The 16339-nt window shown below is 57.3% G+C and carries 14 protein-coding genes; 9 read left to right on the forward strand and 5 right to left on the reverse strand.

Annotated elements, in window-relative coordinates; all coding sequences use genetic code 11:
* Window positions 1–9: 9 nt before the first annotated feature.
* The 7 genes from nuoI to E7738_RS01850 all read left to right on the forward strand — a co-directional run bounded on the left by nuoI (window position 10) and on the right by E7738_RS01850 (window position 7066).
* On the forward strand, window positions 10–552 hold the full coding sequence (nuoI, locus tag E7738_RS01820) for an NADH-quinone oxidoreductase subunit NuoI (RefSeq protein WP_021509220.1): 543 nt from the start codon (window positions 10–12) through the stop codon (window positions 550–552).
* A 10-nt stretch (window positions 553–562) separates the two neighbouring features.
* The gene (gene nuoJ, locus E7738_RS01825; RefSeq protein WP_021509221.1) at window positions 563–1114 is read left to right on the forward strand and encodes an NADH-quinone oxidoreductase subunit J; all 552 of its coding nucleotides are present in this window, start codon (window positions 563–565) and stop codon (window positions 1112–1114) included.
* Entirely contained in the window at window positions 1111–1413 is a 303-nt protein-coding gene (nuoK, locus tag E7738_RS01830; RefSeq protein WP_013509877.1) for an NADH-quinone oxidoreductase subunit NuoK, read from the forward strand. The genes nuoJ and nuoK overlap by 4 nt, the downstream gene beginning before the upstream one ends.
* On the forward strand, window positions 1410–3245 hold the full coding sequence (gene nuoL / locus E7738_RS01835) for an NADH-quinone oxidoreductase subunit L (RefSeq protein ID WP_058775806.1): 1836 nt from the start codon (window positions 1410–1412) through the stop codon (window positions 3243–3245). Before nuoK ends, nuoL begins: the two co-directional genes overlap by 4 nt.
* A gap of 208 nt (window positions 3246–3453) precedes the next feature.
* Window positions 3454–4974, forward strand: a complete 1521-nt coding sequence (gene nuoM / locus E7738_RS01840) for an NADH-quinone oxidoreductase subunit M (RefSeq protein WP_031280038.1) — start codon at window positions 3454–3456, stop codon at window positions 4972–4974.
* 6 nt (window positions 4975–4980) lie between these two features.
* Complete coding sequence (nuoN, locus tag E7738_RS01845; protein WP_031280039.1) at window positions 4981–6438, forward strand: NADH-quinone oxidoreductase subunit NuoN; 1458 nt, start codon at window positions 4981–4983, stop codon at window positions 6436–6438.
* Between the two features lie 175 nt (window positions 6439–6613).
* Window positions 6614–7066, forward strand: coding sequence for a GNAT family N-acetyltransferase (locus tag E7738_RS01850; RefSeq protein WP_275028288.1), 453 nt, complete (start codon window positions 6614–6616; stop codon window positions 7064–7066).
* 28 nt (window positions 7067–7094) lie between these two features.
* Here E7738_RS01850 and E7738_RS01855 read toward each other — a convergent pair whose 3' ends face one another.
* Window positions 7095–8753 (reverse strand): glucan biosynthesis protein D, encoded by a 1659-nt coding sequence (locus E7738_RS01855; RefSeq protein ID WP_394516032.1) that lies wholly within the window; start codon window positions 8751–8753, stop codon window positions 7095–7097.
* A gap of 288 nt (window positions 8754–9041) precedes the next feature.
* Here E7738_RS01855 and elaB point away from each other — a divergent pair, with 288 nt between their 5' ends.
* Both elaB and E7738_RS01865 read left to right on the forward strand, forming a co-directional pair.
* Entirely contained in the window at window positions 9042–9350 is a 309-nt protein-coding gene (elaB, locus tag E7738_RS01860; RefSeq protein WP_021509227.1) for a stress response protein ElaB, read from the forward strand.
* Between the two features lie 153 nt (window positions 9351–9503).
* Window positions 9504–10700, forward strand: coding sequence for a nicotinamide mononucleotide deamidase-related protein YfaY (locus E7738_RS01865; RefSeq protein WP_278427119.1), 1197 nt, complete (start codon window positions 9504–9506; stop codon window positions 10698–10700).
* A 394-nt stretch (window positions 10701–11094) separates the two neighbouring features.
* On the opposite strand, the gene yfaE is transcribed toward E7738_RS01865, so the two are convergent.
* The 4 genes from yfaE to ubiG form a co-directional block, all read right to left on the reverse strand.
* Window positions 11095–11355, reverse strand: a complete 261-nt coding sequence (yfaE, locus tag E7738_RS01870) for a class I ribonucleotide reductase maintenance protein YfaE (RefSeq protein ID WP_021509229.1) — start codon at window positions 11353–11355, stop codon at window positions 11095–11097.
* Between the two features lie 2 nt (window positions 11356–11357).
* Window positions 11358–12488 carry a class Ia ribonucleoside-diphosphate reductase subunit beta gene (gene nrdB / locus E7738_RS01875; protein ID WP_021509230.1) on the reverse strand — a complete coding sequence of 377 codons (1131 nt, stop codon included), beginning with the start codon at window positions 12486–12488 and terminating at the stop codon, window positions 11358–11360.
* Between the two features lie 74 nt (window positions 12489–12562).
* The gene (gene nrdA, locus E7738_RS01880; protein ID WP_021509231.1) at window positions 12563–14848 is read right to left on the reverse strand and encodes a class 1a ribonucleoside-diphosphate reductase subunit alpha; all 2286 of its coding nucleotides are present in this window, start codon (window positions 14846–14848) and stop codon (window positions 12563–12565) included.
* A gap of 627 nt (window positions 14849–15475) precedes the next feature.
* Window positions 15476–16201 (reverse strand): bifunctional 2-polyprenyl-6-hydroxyphenol methylase/3-demethylubiquinol 3-O-methyltransferase UbiG, encoded by a 726-nt coding sequence (ubiG, locus tag E7738_RS01885; RefSeq protein WP_021509232.1) that lies wholly within the window; start codon window positions 16199–16201, stop codon window positions 15476–15478.
* Window positions 16202–16339: the final 138 nt, after the last annotated feature.

The following is a 16339-nucleotide window of genomic DNA, read 5'->3' on the forward strand; positions in this document are numbered from 1 at the left end:
GGTTTTGAAATGACTTTAAAAGATATTGTCGTTGGCTTCGGCACGACAGTGCGCAGTATCTGGATGATTGGCATGCATGCCTTCGCCAAACGCGAAACCCAGATGTATCCGGAAGAGCCGGTTTATCTGCCGCCGCGCTACCGTGGCCGTATCGTGCTGACGCGCGATCCGGACGGCGAAGAGCGCTGCGTGGCCTGTAACCTGTGCGCCGTTGCCTGCCCGGTCGGCTGTATTTCGCTGCAGAAAGCGGAGATGCAGGATGGCCGCTGGTATCCGGAATTTTTCCGCATCAACTTCTCGCGCTGCATCTTCTGTGGTTTATGTGAAGAAGCCTGCCCGACCACCGCGATTCAGCTGACGCCGGACTTCGAACTCGGTGAGTTCAAGCGTCAGGATCTGGTGTATGAGAAGGAAGACCTGCTGATTTCCGGCCCGGGTAAATATCCGGAGTACAACTTCTACCGCATGGCAGGTATGGCGATCGACGGTAAAGACAAAGGCGACGCGGAAAACGAAGCCAAACCGATCGACGTTAAAGGCTTATTACCTTAAGGAGCCAGGTATGGAATTTGCGTTTTATCTTTGCGGACTGGTGGCGGTGCTGACGACATTGCGCGTCATCACCCACACCAATCCGGTACATGCGCTGCTGTACCTGATTGTTTCGCTGCTGTCGATTGCCGGCGTGTTCTTCTCCATGGGTGCCTATTTTGCCGGTGCGCTGGAGATCATCGTCTATGCCGGTGCCATCATGGTGCTGTTTGTGTTCGTAGTAATGATGCTCAACCTGGGTAAAACCCAGCAGGATCAGGAGCGCGAATGGCTGAAGCCGTCGCTGTGGATCGGTCCGGGCATTGTCTCGCTGCTACTGCTGGTGGTGATGATCTACGCCATCCTGACCGCGACCGACCAGGGTATTGATGGCACCGTCATCGATGCCAAAGCGGTGGGCATCAGTCTGTTTGGCCCGTATGTTCTGGCGGTTGAGCTGGCGTCAATGCTGCTGCTGGCCGGTCTGGTGGTGGCGTTCCATATCGGACGTGAAGATCGTCAGGGCGAAGTGCTGAGCAACCGCGTGTCAGACGCGGCGGCCAATAAGGAGGAGCACGCATGATCCCGTTACAACACGGCCTGATTCTGGCTGCTGTGCTGTTTGTTCTCGGCCTGACCTCGCTGGTACTGCGCCGCAACCTGCTGTTTATGCTGATCGGTCTGGAGATCATGATCAACGCCGCAGCGCTGGCGCTGGTGGTGGCAGGCAGCTACTGGGGACAAGCCGACGGCCAGGTGATGTACATCCTGGCAATCAGCCTCGCGGCGGCGGAAGCCAGTATTGGTCTGGCGCTGCTGCTCCAGCTCTATCGTCGTCGTCAGACGCTGAACATTGACACAGTGAGCGAGATGCGCGGATGAATCTTCTCTATTTAACCGTATTATTTCCGCTGATTGGCTTCCTGCTATTGGCGTTTTCCCGTGGTCGCTGGTCGGAGAACCTGTCGGCTGCGGTGGGGATGGGTTCAGTAGGCCTTGCGGCGCTGACCACCGTATTTGTGGGTGTGGACTTCTTCAGCCACGGCCAGCAGCCATTTACCCAGGCGCTGTGGACCTGGATGCACGTCGGTAACTTTGACATCAAAGTGAACCTGGTGCTGGATGGTCTGTCGCTGACCATGCTGTCGGTGGTCACCGGCGTCGGCTTCTTCATCCACATGTTCGCTTCGTGGTACATGCGCGGTGAAGAGGGTTATTCACGCTTCTTCGCTTACACTAACCTGTTCATCGCGAGCATGGTGGTGCTGGTGCTGGCCGATAACCTGATGCTGATGTACCTGGGCTGGGAAGGGGTAGGGCTGTGTTCCTACCTGCTGATTGGCTTCTACTACAGCAATCCGGAAAACGGCAAAGCGGCGATGAAAGCCTTCATCATCACCCGTGTCGGTGACGTGTTCCTCGCCTTTGCGCTGTTCATTCTCTACAACGAACTGGGTACGCTGAACTTCCGTGAGCTGATGGAGCTGGCCCCGGCGCACTTCGCGGCGGACAACCACATGCTGCAGTGGGCGACGCTGATGCTGCTGGGCGGTGCCGTGGGTAAATCGGCACAGCTGCCGCTGCAGACGTGGCTGGCCGATGCGATGGCCGGTCCGACGCCGGTCTCCGCGCTGATCCACGCTGCCACCATGGTAACCGCAGGCGTCTATCTGATTGCCCGCACCCACGGTCTGTTCCTGCTGACGCCGGAAGTGCTGCATCTGGTGGGTATCGTTGGTGCGATTACGCTGGTGCTGGCGGGCTTCGCCGCGCTGGTGCAGACCGACATCAAACGCGTGCTGGCTTACTCCACCATGAGTCAGATCGGCTACATGTTCCTGGCGCTGGGCGTACAGGCGTGGGACGCCGCGATTTTCCACCTGATGACCCATGCGTTTTTCAAGGCGCTGCTGTTCCTCTCTTCCGGTTCCGTGATTCTGGCCTGTCATCACGAGCAGAACATTTTCAAAATGGGCGGTCTGCGTAAGAGCATCCCGCTGGTGTATGTCTGCTTCCTGGTGGGCGGTGCCGCGCTGGCTGCGCTGCCACTGATTACCGCCGGCTTCTACAGTAAGGACGAGATTCTGTTCGGTGCGCTGGCAAACGGTCACATCAATCTGATGGTCGCCGGTCTGGTGGGTGCATTTCTTACCTCAATCTACACCTTCCGCATGATCTTCATCGTGTTCCACGGCGAAGAGAAAATTCATGCGCATGCCGGTAAAGGCATTACGCATCACCTGCCGCTGATTGTGCTGCTGGTACTCTCGACCTTCGTTGGCGCGCTGATTACGCCTCCGCTGGCGGGCGTGCTGCCACAGAACGAGTTTGGTGAAACCGGCAAAGTGGCGCTGGAAATCACCTCGGGTGCCGTGGCGATTATCGGAATCCTGATTGCCGCCGCGCTGTGGCTGGGCAAACGTCAGCTGGTCACCCGCATCGCCAACAGCGCGCCGGGCCGTTTCTTCGGCACCTGGTGGTTTGCGGCTTGGGGCTTCGACTGGCTGTACGACAAGGTATTTGTTAAACCGTACCTTGGCATTGCCTGGCTGCTGCAGCGCGATCCGCTCAATTCACTGATGAACCTGCCGGCGCTGCTGTCGCGCATCGGTAATAAAGGTCTGGTGGTGAGTGAGAACGGCTATCTGCGCTGGTATATCGCGTCGATGAGCGTCGGTGCCGTGGTGGTACTGGCGCTGATGCTGGTGATTTAACGATTGATGAGCGGGGCGCGCGATGGTTTAGCGCCCCACGTAAGAATGTTCAAAATTGTCTGATGCACGGGTGAGATCAACGCAGTCAGTTTGGTGTTCGTTAGCGCAGCAACCGGCGCGTAGTAATACGTGAACGTTGCCCGCGCGGGCGAGGCGAAACAGGCGCGTCCGATAGCCTGAACGAAGACGAAAATAGGGAATGTACGCCGTGTTATTACCTTGGCTAATAATTATACCCTTTGTTGGGGGCTTGCTTTGCTGGCTGGCTGAGCGCCTTGGCGCGAAGGTGCCGCGCTGGATTGCCCTGATCACCATGGGGCTGACGCTGGCGCTGGGCCTGCAGCTGTGGCTGCAGGGCGGCTATTCGCTGACGCAGGCTGCGGGCCTGCCGCAGTGGCAGTCGACTTTCCTGGTGTCGTGGATCCCACGCTTTGGCATTAATTTCCATCTGGCGCTGGATGGCCTGTCGCTGCTGATGGTGGTGCTGACCGGCCTGCTGGGTCTGATGGCGGTTCTCTGCTCGTGGAATGAAATCGAAAAGTATCAGGGCTTCTTCCACCTCAACCTGATGTGGATTCTCGGCGGCGTGATCGGCGTGTTCCTCGCCATCGACATGTTCCTGTTCTTCTTCTTCTGGGAAATGATGCTGGTGCCGATGTACTTCCTCATCGCGCTCTGGGGTCACAAAGCGTCTGACGGGAAAACCCGTATCAGCGCGGCAACCAAATTCTTCATCTATACCCAGGCGTCAGGTCTGGTGATGCTGATTGCCATTCTGGCGCTGGTGTTTGTGCACTACAACGCCACTGGCGTCTGGACGTTCAGCTATGAAGAGCTGCTGAAAACGCCAATGTCACACACCGTTGAGTATCTGCTGATGCTCGGCTTCTTCATCGCCTTTGCGGTGAAAATGCCGGTGGTGCCGCTGCACGGCTGGCTGCCGGATGCCCACAGCCAGGCACCGACCGCTGGTTCGGTTGACCTTGCCGGTATCCTGCTGAAAACTGCGGCTTACGGCCTGCTGCGTTTTAGCCTGCCGCTGTTCCCGAATGCGTCGGCGGAGTTCGCGCCGATCGCCATGTGGCTCGGCATCATCGGTATCTTCTACGGCGCGTGGATGGCGTTCTCGCAGACCGATATCAAACGCCTGATCGCCTACACCTCGATTTCGCACATGGGCTTCGTGCTGATTGCCATCTACACCGGCAGCCAGCTGGCGTTCCAGGGCGCGGTGGTGCAGATGATTGCGCACGGCCTGTCGGCCGCGGCGCTGTTCATCCTGTGCGGTCAGCTGTATGAACGTCTGCATACCCGTGACATGCGCCAGATGGGCGGCCTGTGGTCGCGCATCAAGTGGATTCCGGGCCTGTCGCTGTTCTTTGCCGTGGCTAACCTCGGTATGCCGGGCACCGGTAACTTTGTGGGTGAGTTCATGATTCTGACCGGCAGTTATCAGGTGGTGCCGTTGATTATCGTGATTGCCACCTTCGGCCTGGTATTTGCCTCAGTGTACTCGCTGATCATGATGCAGCGCGCTTACTACGGCGAAGCCAAATCAAAAGAGCCGCTGGCTGGAATGTCGCCGCGCGAATTCCTGACCATCGGTGTACTGGTCGTGCTGCTGGTGCTGCTGGGCGTTTATCCGCAGCCAATCCTCGACACGTCCCATGCTGCGATGAGCAATATTCAGCAGTGGTTTACCGCTTCAATTTCAACTACAAGGCCGTAATTCGCCATGACAATAACTCCTCAACAATTGATCGCGTTGCTACCGCTGTTAATCGTCGGATTGACGGTGGTGGTTGTGATGCTGTCCATTGCGTGGCGACGCAACCACTTTGTTAATGCCACGCTGACGGTCATCGGTCTTAACCTCGCGCTGCTGTCGCTGTGGTTTGTGGGCCACGTGGGCGCCATGGATGTCACGCCGCTGCTGCGCGTGGATGGCTATTCGATGTTCTATACCGCGCTGGTGATGCTGGCGAGTCTGGCAACCTGCACCTTTGCTTATCCGTGGCTGGCCGGTTTCCCGGACAACAAAGATGAGTTCTATCTGCTGGTGCTGATCGCGGCGCTGGGCGGGATTGTGCTGGCCAGCGCCAACCATCTGGCGGCGCTGTTCATCGGTATCGAACTGCTGTCGCTGCCGCTGTTTGGTCTCATCGGCTACGCCTTCCGTCAGAAGCGCTCGCTGGAAGCGGCGCTGAAGTACATGATTCTGTCGGCTGCGGCTTCCTCATTCCTGATCTTCGGTATTGCGCTGGTCTACGCCGATTCCGGCAGCCTGAGCTTTGTGCAGCTCGGCAAAAGCCTGAATGACAGCATGATTCAGCAGCCGCTGCTGCTGGTCGGGCTGGGCATGATGATCATCGGTCTTGGCTTTAAGCTGTCGCTGGTGCCGTTCCATCTGTGGACGCCAGACGTTTATCAGGGCGCGCCGGCTCCGGTCTCGACCTTCCTCGCCACCGCCAGCAAAATCGCTATCTTTGCGGTCATCATGCGTCTGTTCATGTACGCACCGGTAACCGACAGTGAAGCGGTGCGCACCGTGCTGGGTGTGATTGCCTTCGTCTCGATCCTGTTCGGTAACCTGATGGCGATTTCGCAGAGCAACATCAAGCGTCTGCTCGGCTATTCATCTATCGCGCATCTTGGCTATCTGCTGGTGGCGCTGATTGCGGTGAAAACCCATCAGCTGTCGCTGGAAACCGCCGGTGTCTATCTGGCCGGTTACCTGTTCAGCAGCCTGGGCGCCTTCGGTGTGGTCAGCCTGATGTCGAGCCCGTACCGTGGTCCGGATGCCGATACGCTTTACTCGTATCGCGGTCTGTTCTGGCATCGTCCGATTCTCTCCGCCGTGATGACGGTGATGATGCTGTCGCTGGCCGGTATCCCAATGACGCTGGGCTTTATCGGTAAGTTTTACGTCATCGCGTCCGGTGTTAACGCGCATCTGTGGTGGCTGACCGCGGCGGTTGTCGCCGGTAGCGCCATTGGTCTGTATTACTACCTGCGCGTTACGGTGAGCCTGTACCTCAGCCCGCCGGAACTGCACACTCGTGATACTCCAGCCAACTGGGCGTTCACCGCCGGTGGTGTGGTGGTGCTGATCTCCGCCATCCTCGTATTGCTGCTCGGTGTTTATCCGCAGCCGCTCATCACGCTGGTGCAGCTGGCCCAGCCGCTGATGTAAACAGCGCGTCATCTTCACAATCAGGCCTGCGGGCCTGATTTTTTTTGCCTGCAATTTGAGAGTTTGATCACATTGCTCCGCGTGTCCGCCCCTGTTACGTGCAGCCAACTGCGTTTAGCGCATGCGCTGTGATAGGCTGTGAAGATCACTTTTTTCGCTCAGACAAGGAAGCACGATGGATATGCAATGGCTTGATTGCCACCACAGTGAACTGACCGCGCAGCAGCTGTATACCGTGCTGGCGCTGCGCAATCAGGTGTTTATCGTCGAACAGGCCTGTCCGTATCAGGATATAGATGGCCAGGATTTGACAGCTGATAACCGCCATCTGCTGGGCTTTCTTGATGGCAAACTGCTGGTGTATGCGCGTCTGCTGACGCCCGCGCTGGCTTCTTCGCCGGTGACCATTGGTCGGGTGATTGTGTCGGAAGAGGCGCGCGGCCTGAAACTGGGCTATCGGCTGATGGAGCAGGCGCTGAACAGCTGCGAACAGCACTGGCCGCAGCGGGCGGTGTATCTGTCCGCGCAGGCGCATCTGGAAGGCTTTTATGGTCGCCTGGGCTTCCGGGCGGTCACGGACGTTTATCTGGAAGATAATATTCCGCACGTTGGTATGCAGAAAAACTAACGGCGAGGTGTTGGCCTCGCCGTGCAGGTTAGCCCGGCGTCATCTGCCGGTCGTCGGTGTACTTGCGCTGATCGGGCGGTGGCGGGAAATACTGATACAGCCAGGTTTCGCTCAGCGTCTCATCTTTGGTGCGCAGGAACAGGCGCATATCCACCGGTTTGGTTGAGTCGCTATTCGGATACCAGTCAAACAGGATACGGTAACCTTTCAGCGGTTCGACGTAGAGAATCTCTACCTGTTTGAAGGTGCCGGACGACACGGTGATCACCGGTTCGATACCTTTCGGCGCGGCCGCCTGCAGGTCGCCGCCAATGAAATCGATAGCAAAGCGGCGGCACCACTGGTCCGGGAAGTGTTCGCCCGGTGCCCAGCCTTCCGGGAAGCCACCAATACCGGTGCGCGTGGCATCAACACGGGCCAGACCGCTGCGGACCGGCGGCAGCTGGCTCCAGTAGAGTTTGTACTGGAAATTAAACTGGCTGCCAGCTTTGACCGGCTCGGCCGGCTGCCAGAAGCAAACAATGTTATCCAGCGTTTCCCCGGTCGTCGGGATCTCCATCAGGTTGATGGCGCCTTTACCCCATTTACCGATCGGCTCCACCCACAGGCTGGGTCGTTTGTCATACCAGCCAATCACGTCCTGATAATCTTTGAAATCATGATTCAGCTGCAGCAGACCGAAGCCGCGCGGGTTTTCATCCTGATAGGCATTAAACTGCAGGCGCTGCGGGTTATTCAGCGGACGGGCAATCCACTCGCCGCTGCCGCTCCACATCGCCAGGCGATCGGAGTCATGAATCTGCGGATGATAGGTATTGCACATGCGGCGTTCGTTGGTGCCGCAGCTGAACATGCTGGTCATGGGCGCAATACCGAGCTGACGAATCTCGTTGCGCGCAAACAGGTGGTTTTCCACCTCCATCACCACGCGTTTTTCTTCGCAGTGAATGGTGAACTTGTAGGCACCGGTGACGCTGGCCCCGTCCAGCAGTGCATACACCACAAAGGTGGTGTCTTCAGCTTTTGGCGTCTCGAACCAGAAGGCGGTGAAGTCGGGAAACTCTTCCTGGCCATTGCTGAAGGTGTTAACCGCGACGCCACGGGCTGACAGGCCATATTGGTAGGTTTCATCTACCGCGCGGAAGTAGCTGGCACCGAGGAAAGAAACGATGTCGCGTCGCGCCAGCTCCGGTTTTTTAAAGGCGCGGAAACCGGCAAAGCCGAGGTCGGTTTTACCCACCAGCTGCTGGGTATCCACGTTGGCGTTGTGATAATTAAACAGTTCCGGACGGAAGTGGATTTCCCGCGCCTCGCGGCTGGCGGCGTCAACGGAGAACATGCGAATGCGGCGCTTAAAGCCCATGCCAACGTGGAAGAACTGCACATCCAGCTCGCGGTCGGCGATGTTGTTCCACAGTGAGTGGTTAGCGTCGTACTGAATTTCGTTGTACGCCTGCGGTGTCAGATTGGCCAGGGTCGCGGGCAGGGGGCCGGGCGCGCCGCCCCAGGGCTGTTTGGCCAGCGCCGCGGCTTTCTTTTTCAGCACATCGAAATCGAAGCGCACGGCGGTTCCGTCGGCGATGCCATCATCGGCCCAGGCGGACTGCGCAAACAGCGAGGAGAGCCCGGTCATGCCGCTAACGGCAGAGAGGGCCATGGACGCTTTCATAAATTTTCTACGATTCATGCCGGAAATCTTTTCCTTAGCTGCTCGGGTGTATTGAGGCTGTCGCAAGACATTTAGCGTCAGGCTACAGGGGGTTACGACAGTGGCGAAAATAAAAAATTCAGTCCGCTGAAAATTTATCAGATTAATCAAATAAACGAAGCACAATTCCGCGTGCAACGCCCCGGATGACATAACTTTGCGTTCAGCGCGGCAAAAAGCGCAGTCAGCGGATGACGGCGCGGCGCAAAAACGCGATTTATGACTATAGTTAATCGACACCGCATTTAAACATGGAGGATTGTGAACATGTCATCTACCGATCAATTTGAAACCCGTCTTGATGACGATCTGGCGCTGCTGACGGAAACGCTGGAAGAAGTGCTGCGCTCCTCGGGCGATCCGGCGGACCAGAAATATATCGAACTGAAGCAGAAAGCCGAGCAGGCGCTGGAAGACGTGAAGAATCGCGTGAGCCAGGCGTCCGACAGCTATTACTATCGTGCCAAACAGGCAGCGTATCGTGCCGACGATTACGTGCATGAAAAACCGTGGCAGGGCATTGGTATCGGTGCGGCTGCCGGTCTGTTTGTTGGCCTGCTGCTGGCGCGCCGTTAATCCCCGTGGGCGCGATGTCCGTCGCGCCCGATTCCTGCTTTCCCGCTGTTTCCTTTCCGCATCGCGATTAACCCGCTATTTCGCACCGGCGGCGATTGTGTTTCGCCTGCGCGCTCCCTACAGTGAAAGCCACAGGGATAAGGAGAAAAGATCGTGATACGTGTCGAAATGCTCTCAACGGGCGATGAAGTGTTACATGGGCAGATTGTCGATACCAACGCCGCGTGGCTGGCCGATGTGCTGTTTCAGCACGGCCTGCCGATGACCAGTCGCAGTACGGTCGGCGATGCGATGAGCTCGCTGGTTGAAGCGCTACAGAGTCGCAGTCAGATTGCCGACGTGCTGATTGTGAACGGCGGTCTCGGGCCGACCAGCGACGATCTCAGCGCCCAGGCAGCGGCCACCGCCAGCGGCAGCGAACTGGTGCTGCAGCAGGCGTGGCTGGAGAAGATGGAAGCCTGGTTTGCCAGCCGCGGGCGGCTCATGGCACCCAGTAATCGCAAGCAGGCGGAGATTCCGGCCAATGCCGAGTTGATCGATAACCCGGTCGGCACCGCCTGTGGGTTTGCCCTGCAGCTTAATCGCTGCTGGATATTCTTTACCCCCGGCGTGCCGTCAGAATTCAAAGTGATGGTTGAGCAGCAGATTATTCCGCGTCTTAAGGCGCGTTTTAGGTTGCCAGAACCCCCGCTGTGCCTGCGTCTGACCACCTTTGGTCGCGGCGAGAGCGATATCGCCGCGGAGCTTGAACCGCTGCCGCTGCCGGAAGGCGTAGTGATGGGCTACCGTTCGTCGATGCCCATTATTGAGATCAAACTGACCGGCCCGGCCAGCCAGCGCGTGGCGATGGAGCAGGTGTGGCAGCAGGTTAAGTTACTGCTGGCCGAGTGCACCATTTTTGAAGGCTTTGAAGGATTGCCGGCCGTGCTGGCGCGGGAACTGCACGATCGCGGCTTCCGCCTTGCTCTGAGCGAACAATACACAGCCGGGTTGCTGCACTGGCAGCTGGCCGCCGCGCAGGTGCCGCTTAGCGCCGCTGAGCTGCTGCCGGCTCGTGAGGAGTCGCTGGAAGCGCAGGTTACGCGCACGCGTCAGTTGGCCGCTCAGCAGGGCACAGTGCTGGCCTTGTCGGTTGGCGATCTGCAGGAAGGGGAAGTGTCGATTGCGCTGCACACACCGGAAGCCAGCCGGGGCCAGCGGGTGAAATTTACCCACGGGCGGCATAATCTGGAAACCCGGCAGAAAGTGGTAGCGATGATGGCGATGAATATGCTGCGCCGCTGGCTGCACGGCAGTGAAGTCAGTACCGGTCACGGCTGGATTGATGTTCTGGAGACGGTGAAGAGCTAACGCTTTCCAGGCTTGTGATTGCTGATGCCATGGGATCAGCATCGCTTTGTGTTGGGTGCCGCGTCGTGAGAGGCATAGCTGCTTGCCGCACCGGCATGAACCCTTCCCTGGGGCCTGCCGCCGCGCCATCCATGGCGCGGAGGCTGCTGCAAGCGGCTATGCCTCCCACGCCCTGCTGGATTCGGTGGTCGCTGTTGTCGGGTGCCTGTTACAGCAGCACCAGAATTGAAAGGGAAGAGGGGGAAGCTGGGCTTAGCCGGACGTCACGCGGCAGGGATGCCGCGTGTCGAGGCCCGCAGGGAGCGGGTTTTGCCGTTCCGGCGTGCTCAGTTCCCCCTCTGACCATGCGGGATCTTAACGCGATAAAAGGAGATTCAGCAGTACGGCCGGCAGGTTACAGCTCGATCTCAATCTCCCCTCTGGCCTTACAACAGCAGGGCAGAATCTCGCCCTGCTGAATAAACGCCAGTGGGGTTTCCGCATAATCCACTTCGCCTTTCAGCAGACGCATGCGGCAGGAGCCGCAGTAGCCTTCGCGACACTGAAACTCGACGCACACATTGTGTGCTTCCAGCGTCGTCAGCAGATTAGGGTGTTCGTCTGCGCACTCCAGCCGGGAGCCGGAGCTGCGCAGAATGACCACGGAACGGCTCATGCTTACAGCTGGAAATCGTTGAAGTCGTCTTCGCCCACTTCGGAGTCGATCTGACCCACCAGATAAGAGCTCACTTCAACTTCCTGCGGCGCCACCTGCACGTTATCTGACACCAGCCACGAGTTAATCCATGGAATCGGGTTAGAACGCGTCTGGAACGGCAGATCAAGGCCCACCGCCTGCATGCGGATATTGGTGATGTACTCAATGTACTGGCACAGAATGTCTTTGTTCAGACCAATCATTGAGCCGCCGCTGAACAGATACTCAGCCCACTCTTTTTCCTGCTCGGCCGCTTTCTTAAACAGGTCGAAGCACTCGTCGCGGCACTCGGCGGCGATCTCTTTCATTTCAGGATCGTCTTCACCGGTACGCATCAGATTCAGCATATGCTGGGTGCCGGTCAGGTGCAGCGCTTCGTCACGGGCGATCAGACGAATAATCTTGGCGTTACCTTCCATCAGTTCGCGCTCGGCGAAGGCGAACGAGCAGGCAAAGCTGACGTAGAAGCGAATCGCTTCCAGCGCGTTAACGCTCATCAGACAGATATACAGCTGCTTCTTCAGCGCACGCAGATTCACGGTCACGCTCTTGCCCGCCACCTGATGCGTGCCTTCACCCAGCAGATGCCAGTAGTTGGTCATCTCGATCAGATCGTCGTAATACTTCGAGATATCCTGCGCGCGCGCCAGAATCTGCTCGTTAGTCACGATGTCATCAAACACCAGTGACGGATCGTTGACGATATTACGGATGATGTGAGTGTACGAGCGTGAATGGATGGTCTCGGAGAACGCCCAGGTTTCTACCCAGGTTTCCAGCTCGGGAATCGAGATCAGCGGCAGCAGCGCCACGTTCGGGCTGCGGCCCTGAATGGAATCCAGCAGCGTCTGATACTTCAGGTTACTGATGAAGATGTGCTTCTCGTGCTCCGGCAGCGCCTGATAGTCGATGCGATCGCGCGAGACGTCAACTTCTTCCGGACGCCAGAAGAAAGAGAGCTGCTTCTCGATCAGCTTTTCAAAGATGTCGTATTTCTGCTGGTCGAAACGGGCAACGTTCACTGACTGGCCGAAGAACATCGGCTCTTTCAGCTGGTCATTTTTGTTCTGTGAGAAAGTAGTGTAAGCCATGACTAAGTCCAAAAGTGAAACGGGCCAGCCGCTGCTGGCCCAGACACGATAAGGCGCCCGCAGGCGCCTTTCGATCAAATTTTACAGGCGCCGCTTTCGCAGCCATCGTCCTGAATAGACGGCGCCAGATCGTCCTGCGCATCCTCGGCACCGTCACGGGTGTTTTGGTAGTACAGGGTCTTCACGCCAAATTTGTACGCGGTCAGCAGATCTTTCAGCAGCTGTTTCATCGGCACTTTGCCATTGGCGAAACGGCCTGGATCGTAGTTGGTGTTCGATGAAATCGCCTGATCGATAAACTTCTGCATCACGCCCACCAGCTGCAGATAGCCGTCGTTTGATGGCATCTCCCACAGCAGTTCGTACTGATCTTTCAGACGCTCATACTCCGGTACTACCTGGCGCAGAATCCCGTCTTTCGACGCTTTGATACTGATGTGACCGCGCGGCGGCTCGATACCGTTGGTGGCGTTCGAAATCTGCGAAGAGGTCTCAGACGGCATCAGTGCAGACAGCGTGGAGTTGCGCAGGCCGTGGGTTTTGATCGACTCACGCAGCGCTTCCCAGTCAAGGTGCAGCGGCTCATTACATACGCTGTCGAGATCCTTTTTATAGGTATCGATCGGCAGAATGCCCTGCGAATAAGTGGTCTCTTTAAACCACGGGCAGGCACCTTGCTCTTTCGCCAGCTCGTTGGAGGCTTTCAGCAGCCAGTACTGAATGGCTTCAAAGGTTTTGTGCGTCAGGTTGTTGGCGCTGCCGTCGGAGTAGCGCACACCGTGTTTCGCCAGGTAATAGGCATAGTTGATCACGCCAATACCCAGGGTACGACGGCCCATCGCACCGCGTTTTGCCGCCGGGATCGGGTAATCCTGGTAATCGAGCAGGGCATCCAGCGCGCGTACTGCCAGCGTCGCCAGCTCTTCCAGATCGTCCAGGCTTTCAATCGCACCGAGGTTAAAGGCGGACAGGGTGCACAGCGCAATCTCGCCGCTTTCGTCGTTGACGTCTTCCAGCGGTTTGGTCGGCAGTGCAATTTCCAGGCACAGGTTAGACTGACGCACTGGCGCAATGGCCGGATCGAACGGGCTGTGGGTGTTGCAGTGGTCAACGTTCTGCACGTAGATACGGCCGGTTGAAGCACGTTCCTGCATCATCAGCGAGAACAGGTCGACGGCTTTCACGCGCTGCTTGCGGATGCTGTCGTCCTTCTCATATTTGGTATACAGACGCTCAAACTCATCCTGATCGGCGAAGAACGCGTCATACAGGCCTGGCACGTCGGACGGGCTGAACAGGGTGATGTCTTCGCCTTTCAGCAGGCGGGTGTACATCAGCTTGTTGATCTGCACGCCGTAATCCATATGACGCACGCGGTTGCCTTCAACACCGCGGTTGTTTTTCAACACCAGCAGGCTTTCCACTTCCAGATGCCACATCGGGTAGAACAGCGTTGCCGCACCGCCGCGCACGCCGCCCTGCGAGCAGGATTTTACCGCCGTCTGGAAGTGCTTATAGAACGGGATACAGCCGGTGTGGAACGCTTCACCGCCGCGGATCGGGCTGCCGAGCGCACGAATGCGACCCGCGTTGATGCCGATGCCGGCACGCTGTGAAACATATTTCACGATAGCGCTGGAGGTGGCGTTGATGGAATCCAGGCTGTCGCCGCACTCAATCAGTACGCAGGAGCTGAACTGACGGGTCGGGGTGCGCACGCCGGACATGATAGGCGTAGGCAGCGAGATCTTGAACGTGGAGATCGCATCGTAGAAACGCTTGATGTAATCCATGCGCGTATCGCGCGGATAGCCGGAGAACAGGCAGGCGGCGACCAGAATATACAGGAACTGGGCACTCTCGTAGATTTCACCGCTGACGCGGTTCTGCACCAGATATTTGCCTTCCAGCTGCTTCACCGCCGCGTAGGAGAAGTTCATGTCGCGCCAGTGGTCGATGAAGCCGTCCATCTGCTCAAACTCTTCGGTGCTGTAGTCTTCCAGCAGATGGCGATCGTATTTGCCCATCTCGACCATTTTCACTACCTGGTCGTACAGCTTCGGTGGCTCAAACTGGCCGTACGCTTTTTTACGCAGGTGGAAGATAGCCAGACGCGCGGCCAGGTACTGGTAATCAGGCGCGTCACGGGAGATCAAATCGGCAGCCGCTTTGATGATGGTCTCGTGAATGTCCGAGGTTTTGATGCCATCGTAAAACTGGATGTGCGAACGCAACTCAACCTGCGAGACGGAGACATTGTTCAGCCCTTCAGCTGCCCAGTCCAGCACCCGGTGAATCTTATCGAGGTCGATGCGCTCCTGGCGGCCATCGCGTTTCGTAACGAGCAGACTTTGGTTCATGTCGCGTGTTTACCTGTCCATGAAATACAAAATTATCCCCCGTCTATTCACAGGCGGCTCATTGTGAGTAAGCCTGTGGATAAACACTATATATAGGGGGTGCGGAAAGTTTGAACAACAATATGGTGAGTATTCTAGTCAGCAATCGGTTCATCACAAGAGTTGATTTTCACAAAATTTTACGCCCTGGGGGGTGGGGAAAATCCTGGATCCCCACGCCACAAGGCCTGCACCTGGTGTCAACGGATAACAGGTTTTTTTTCAATTTTTGATCGAGCGCGTGTTTATTGCTCAACCGCTGCGATTCGGGAAATTTCCCAGGCGAAAAAAGCCCGCGCCGCTCCGTCAGCAGCGAACTTATCTGCGTTTGCTTATGAATTTTTTATGACCTTTTCACCTTACAAAAAGCGCATCGCAGCGTCTAAAAGGAAATTGATCTGGATAGGGCCAGCGCGTGATAAACCGGGTGCGGTCGGAAGTGAAAGGAGGACTGGCAGTTTGTAGAGCGTTATGCCGTTCAGTTGGGTAAATTGCTGGTCGTAGATTCCATAGCGGCGCGATTTTTCGCGTAATACATCGCGCCGCTACAACAGCGCTGCCCACGGGCGGGCAGGCGAAACAGGTCGTTTACGCCTGACGGTGGGTATGCACCATATAATTGACGTCCACCCCGCGGCCAAGGCGGAACTGATTGGTCAGCGGATTGTAGTGCAGGCCAGTCATATTGCGTTCACGCAGGGCGGTTTCGTCCACCCAGTTCAGCAGCTCGGCGGGACGAATAAACTTTTTCACGTCATGGGTACCGCGCGGCACCATGCGCAGCACGTATTCAGCACCAAACACCGCCAGCAGCCAGGCTTTAGGGTTACGGTTGATGGTGGAGAAAAACACCTCGCCGCCCGGTTTCACCAGCTGCGCGCAGGCCAGCACCACGGAACGCGGATCCGGCACGTGTTCCAGCATCTCCATACAGGTCACCACGTCGTACTGACCGGCATGGCTGGCCGCATGGGCTTCAACCGTCTGCTGCACGTAATTGACGCTCACGCCGCTCTCCAGCGCGTGCAGGCGCGCGATCTCCAGCGGCTCGGCGCCCATATCCAGACCGGTGACCTCCGCCCCTTCACGCGCCATGCTCTCGGCGAGAATGCCGCCGCCGCAGCCGACATCCAGCACTTTCTTACCGAACAGCCCATGGCTGTGCTGAGCAATCCAGCCAAGACGCAGGGGATTAATGCGGTGCAACGGCTTAAATTCACCCTCTAAATCCCACCAGCGTGATGCAACCGCCTCAAACTTGGCAATTTCGGCGTGGTCAACGTTCTGGCGGCTTTCCTGCGGTTGTTCATTCATTGAATCATGACTCCTGACAAAATATGCCACCAGTATAAACACATAAACCCTGCGAGGCATCTCTCAGCGCAAAGGAAAAGCGCCACAAAACCCTGCTTTACGTTCACCGCACGCAAGCGATGTGATATACTTTCGCAC

The organism is Pantoea sp. SGAir0430 (genome assembly GCF_043549295.1).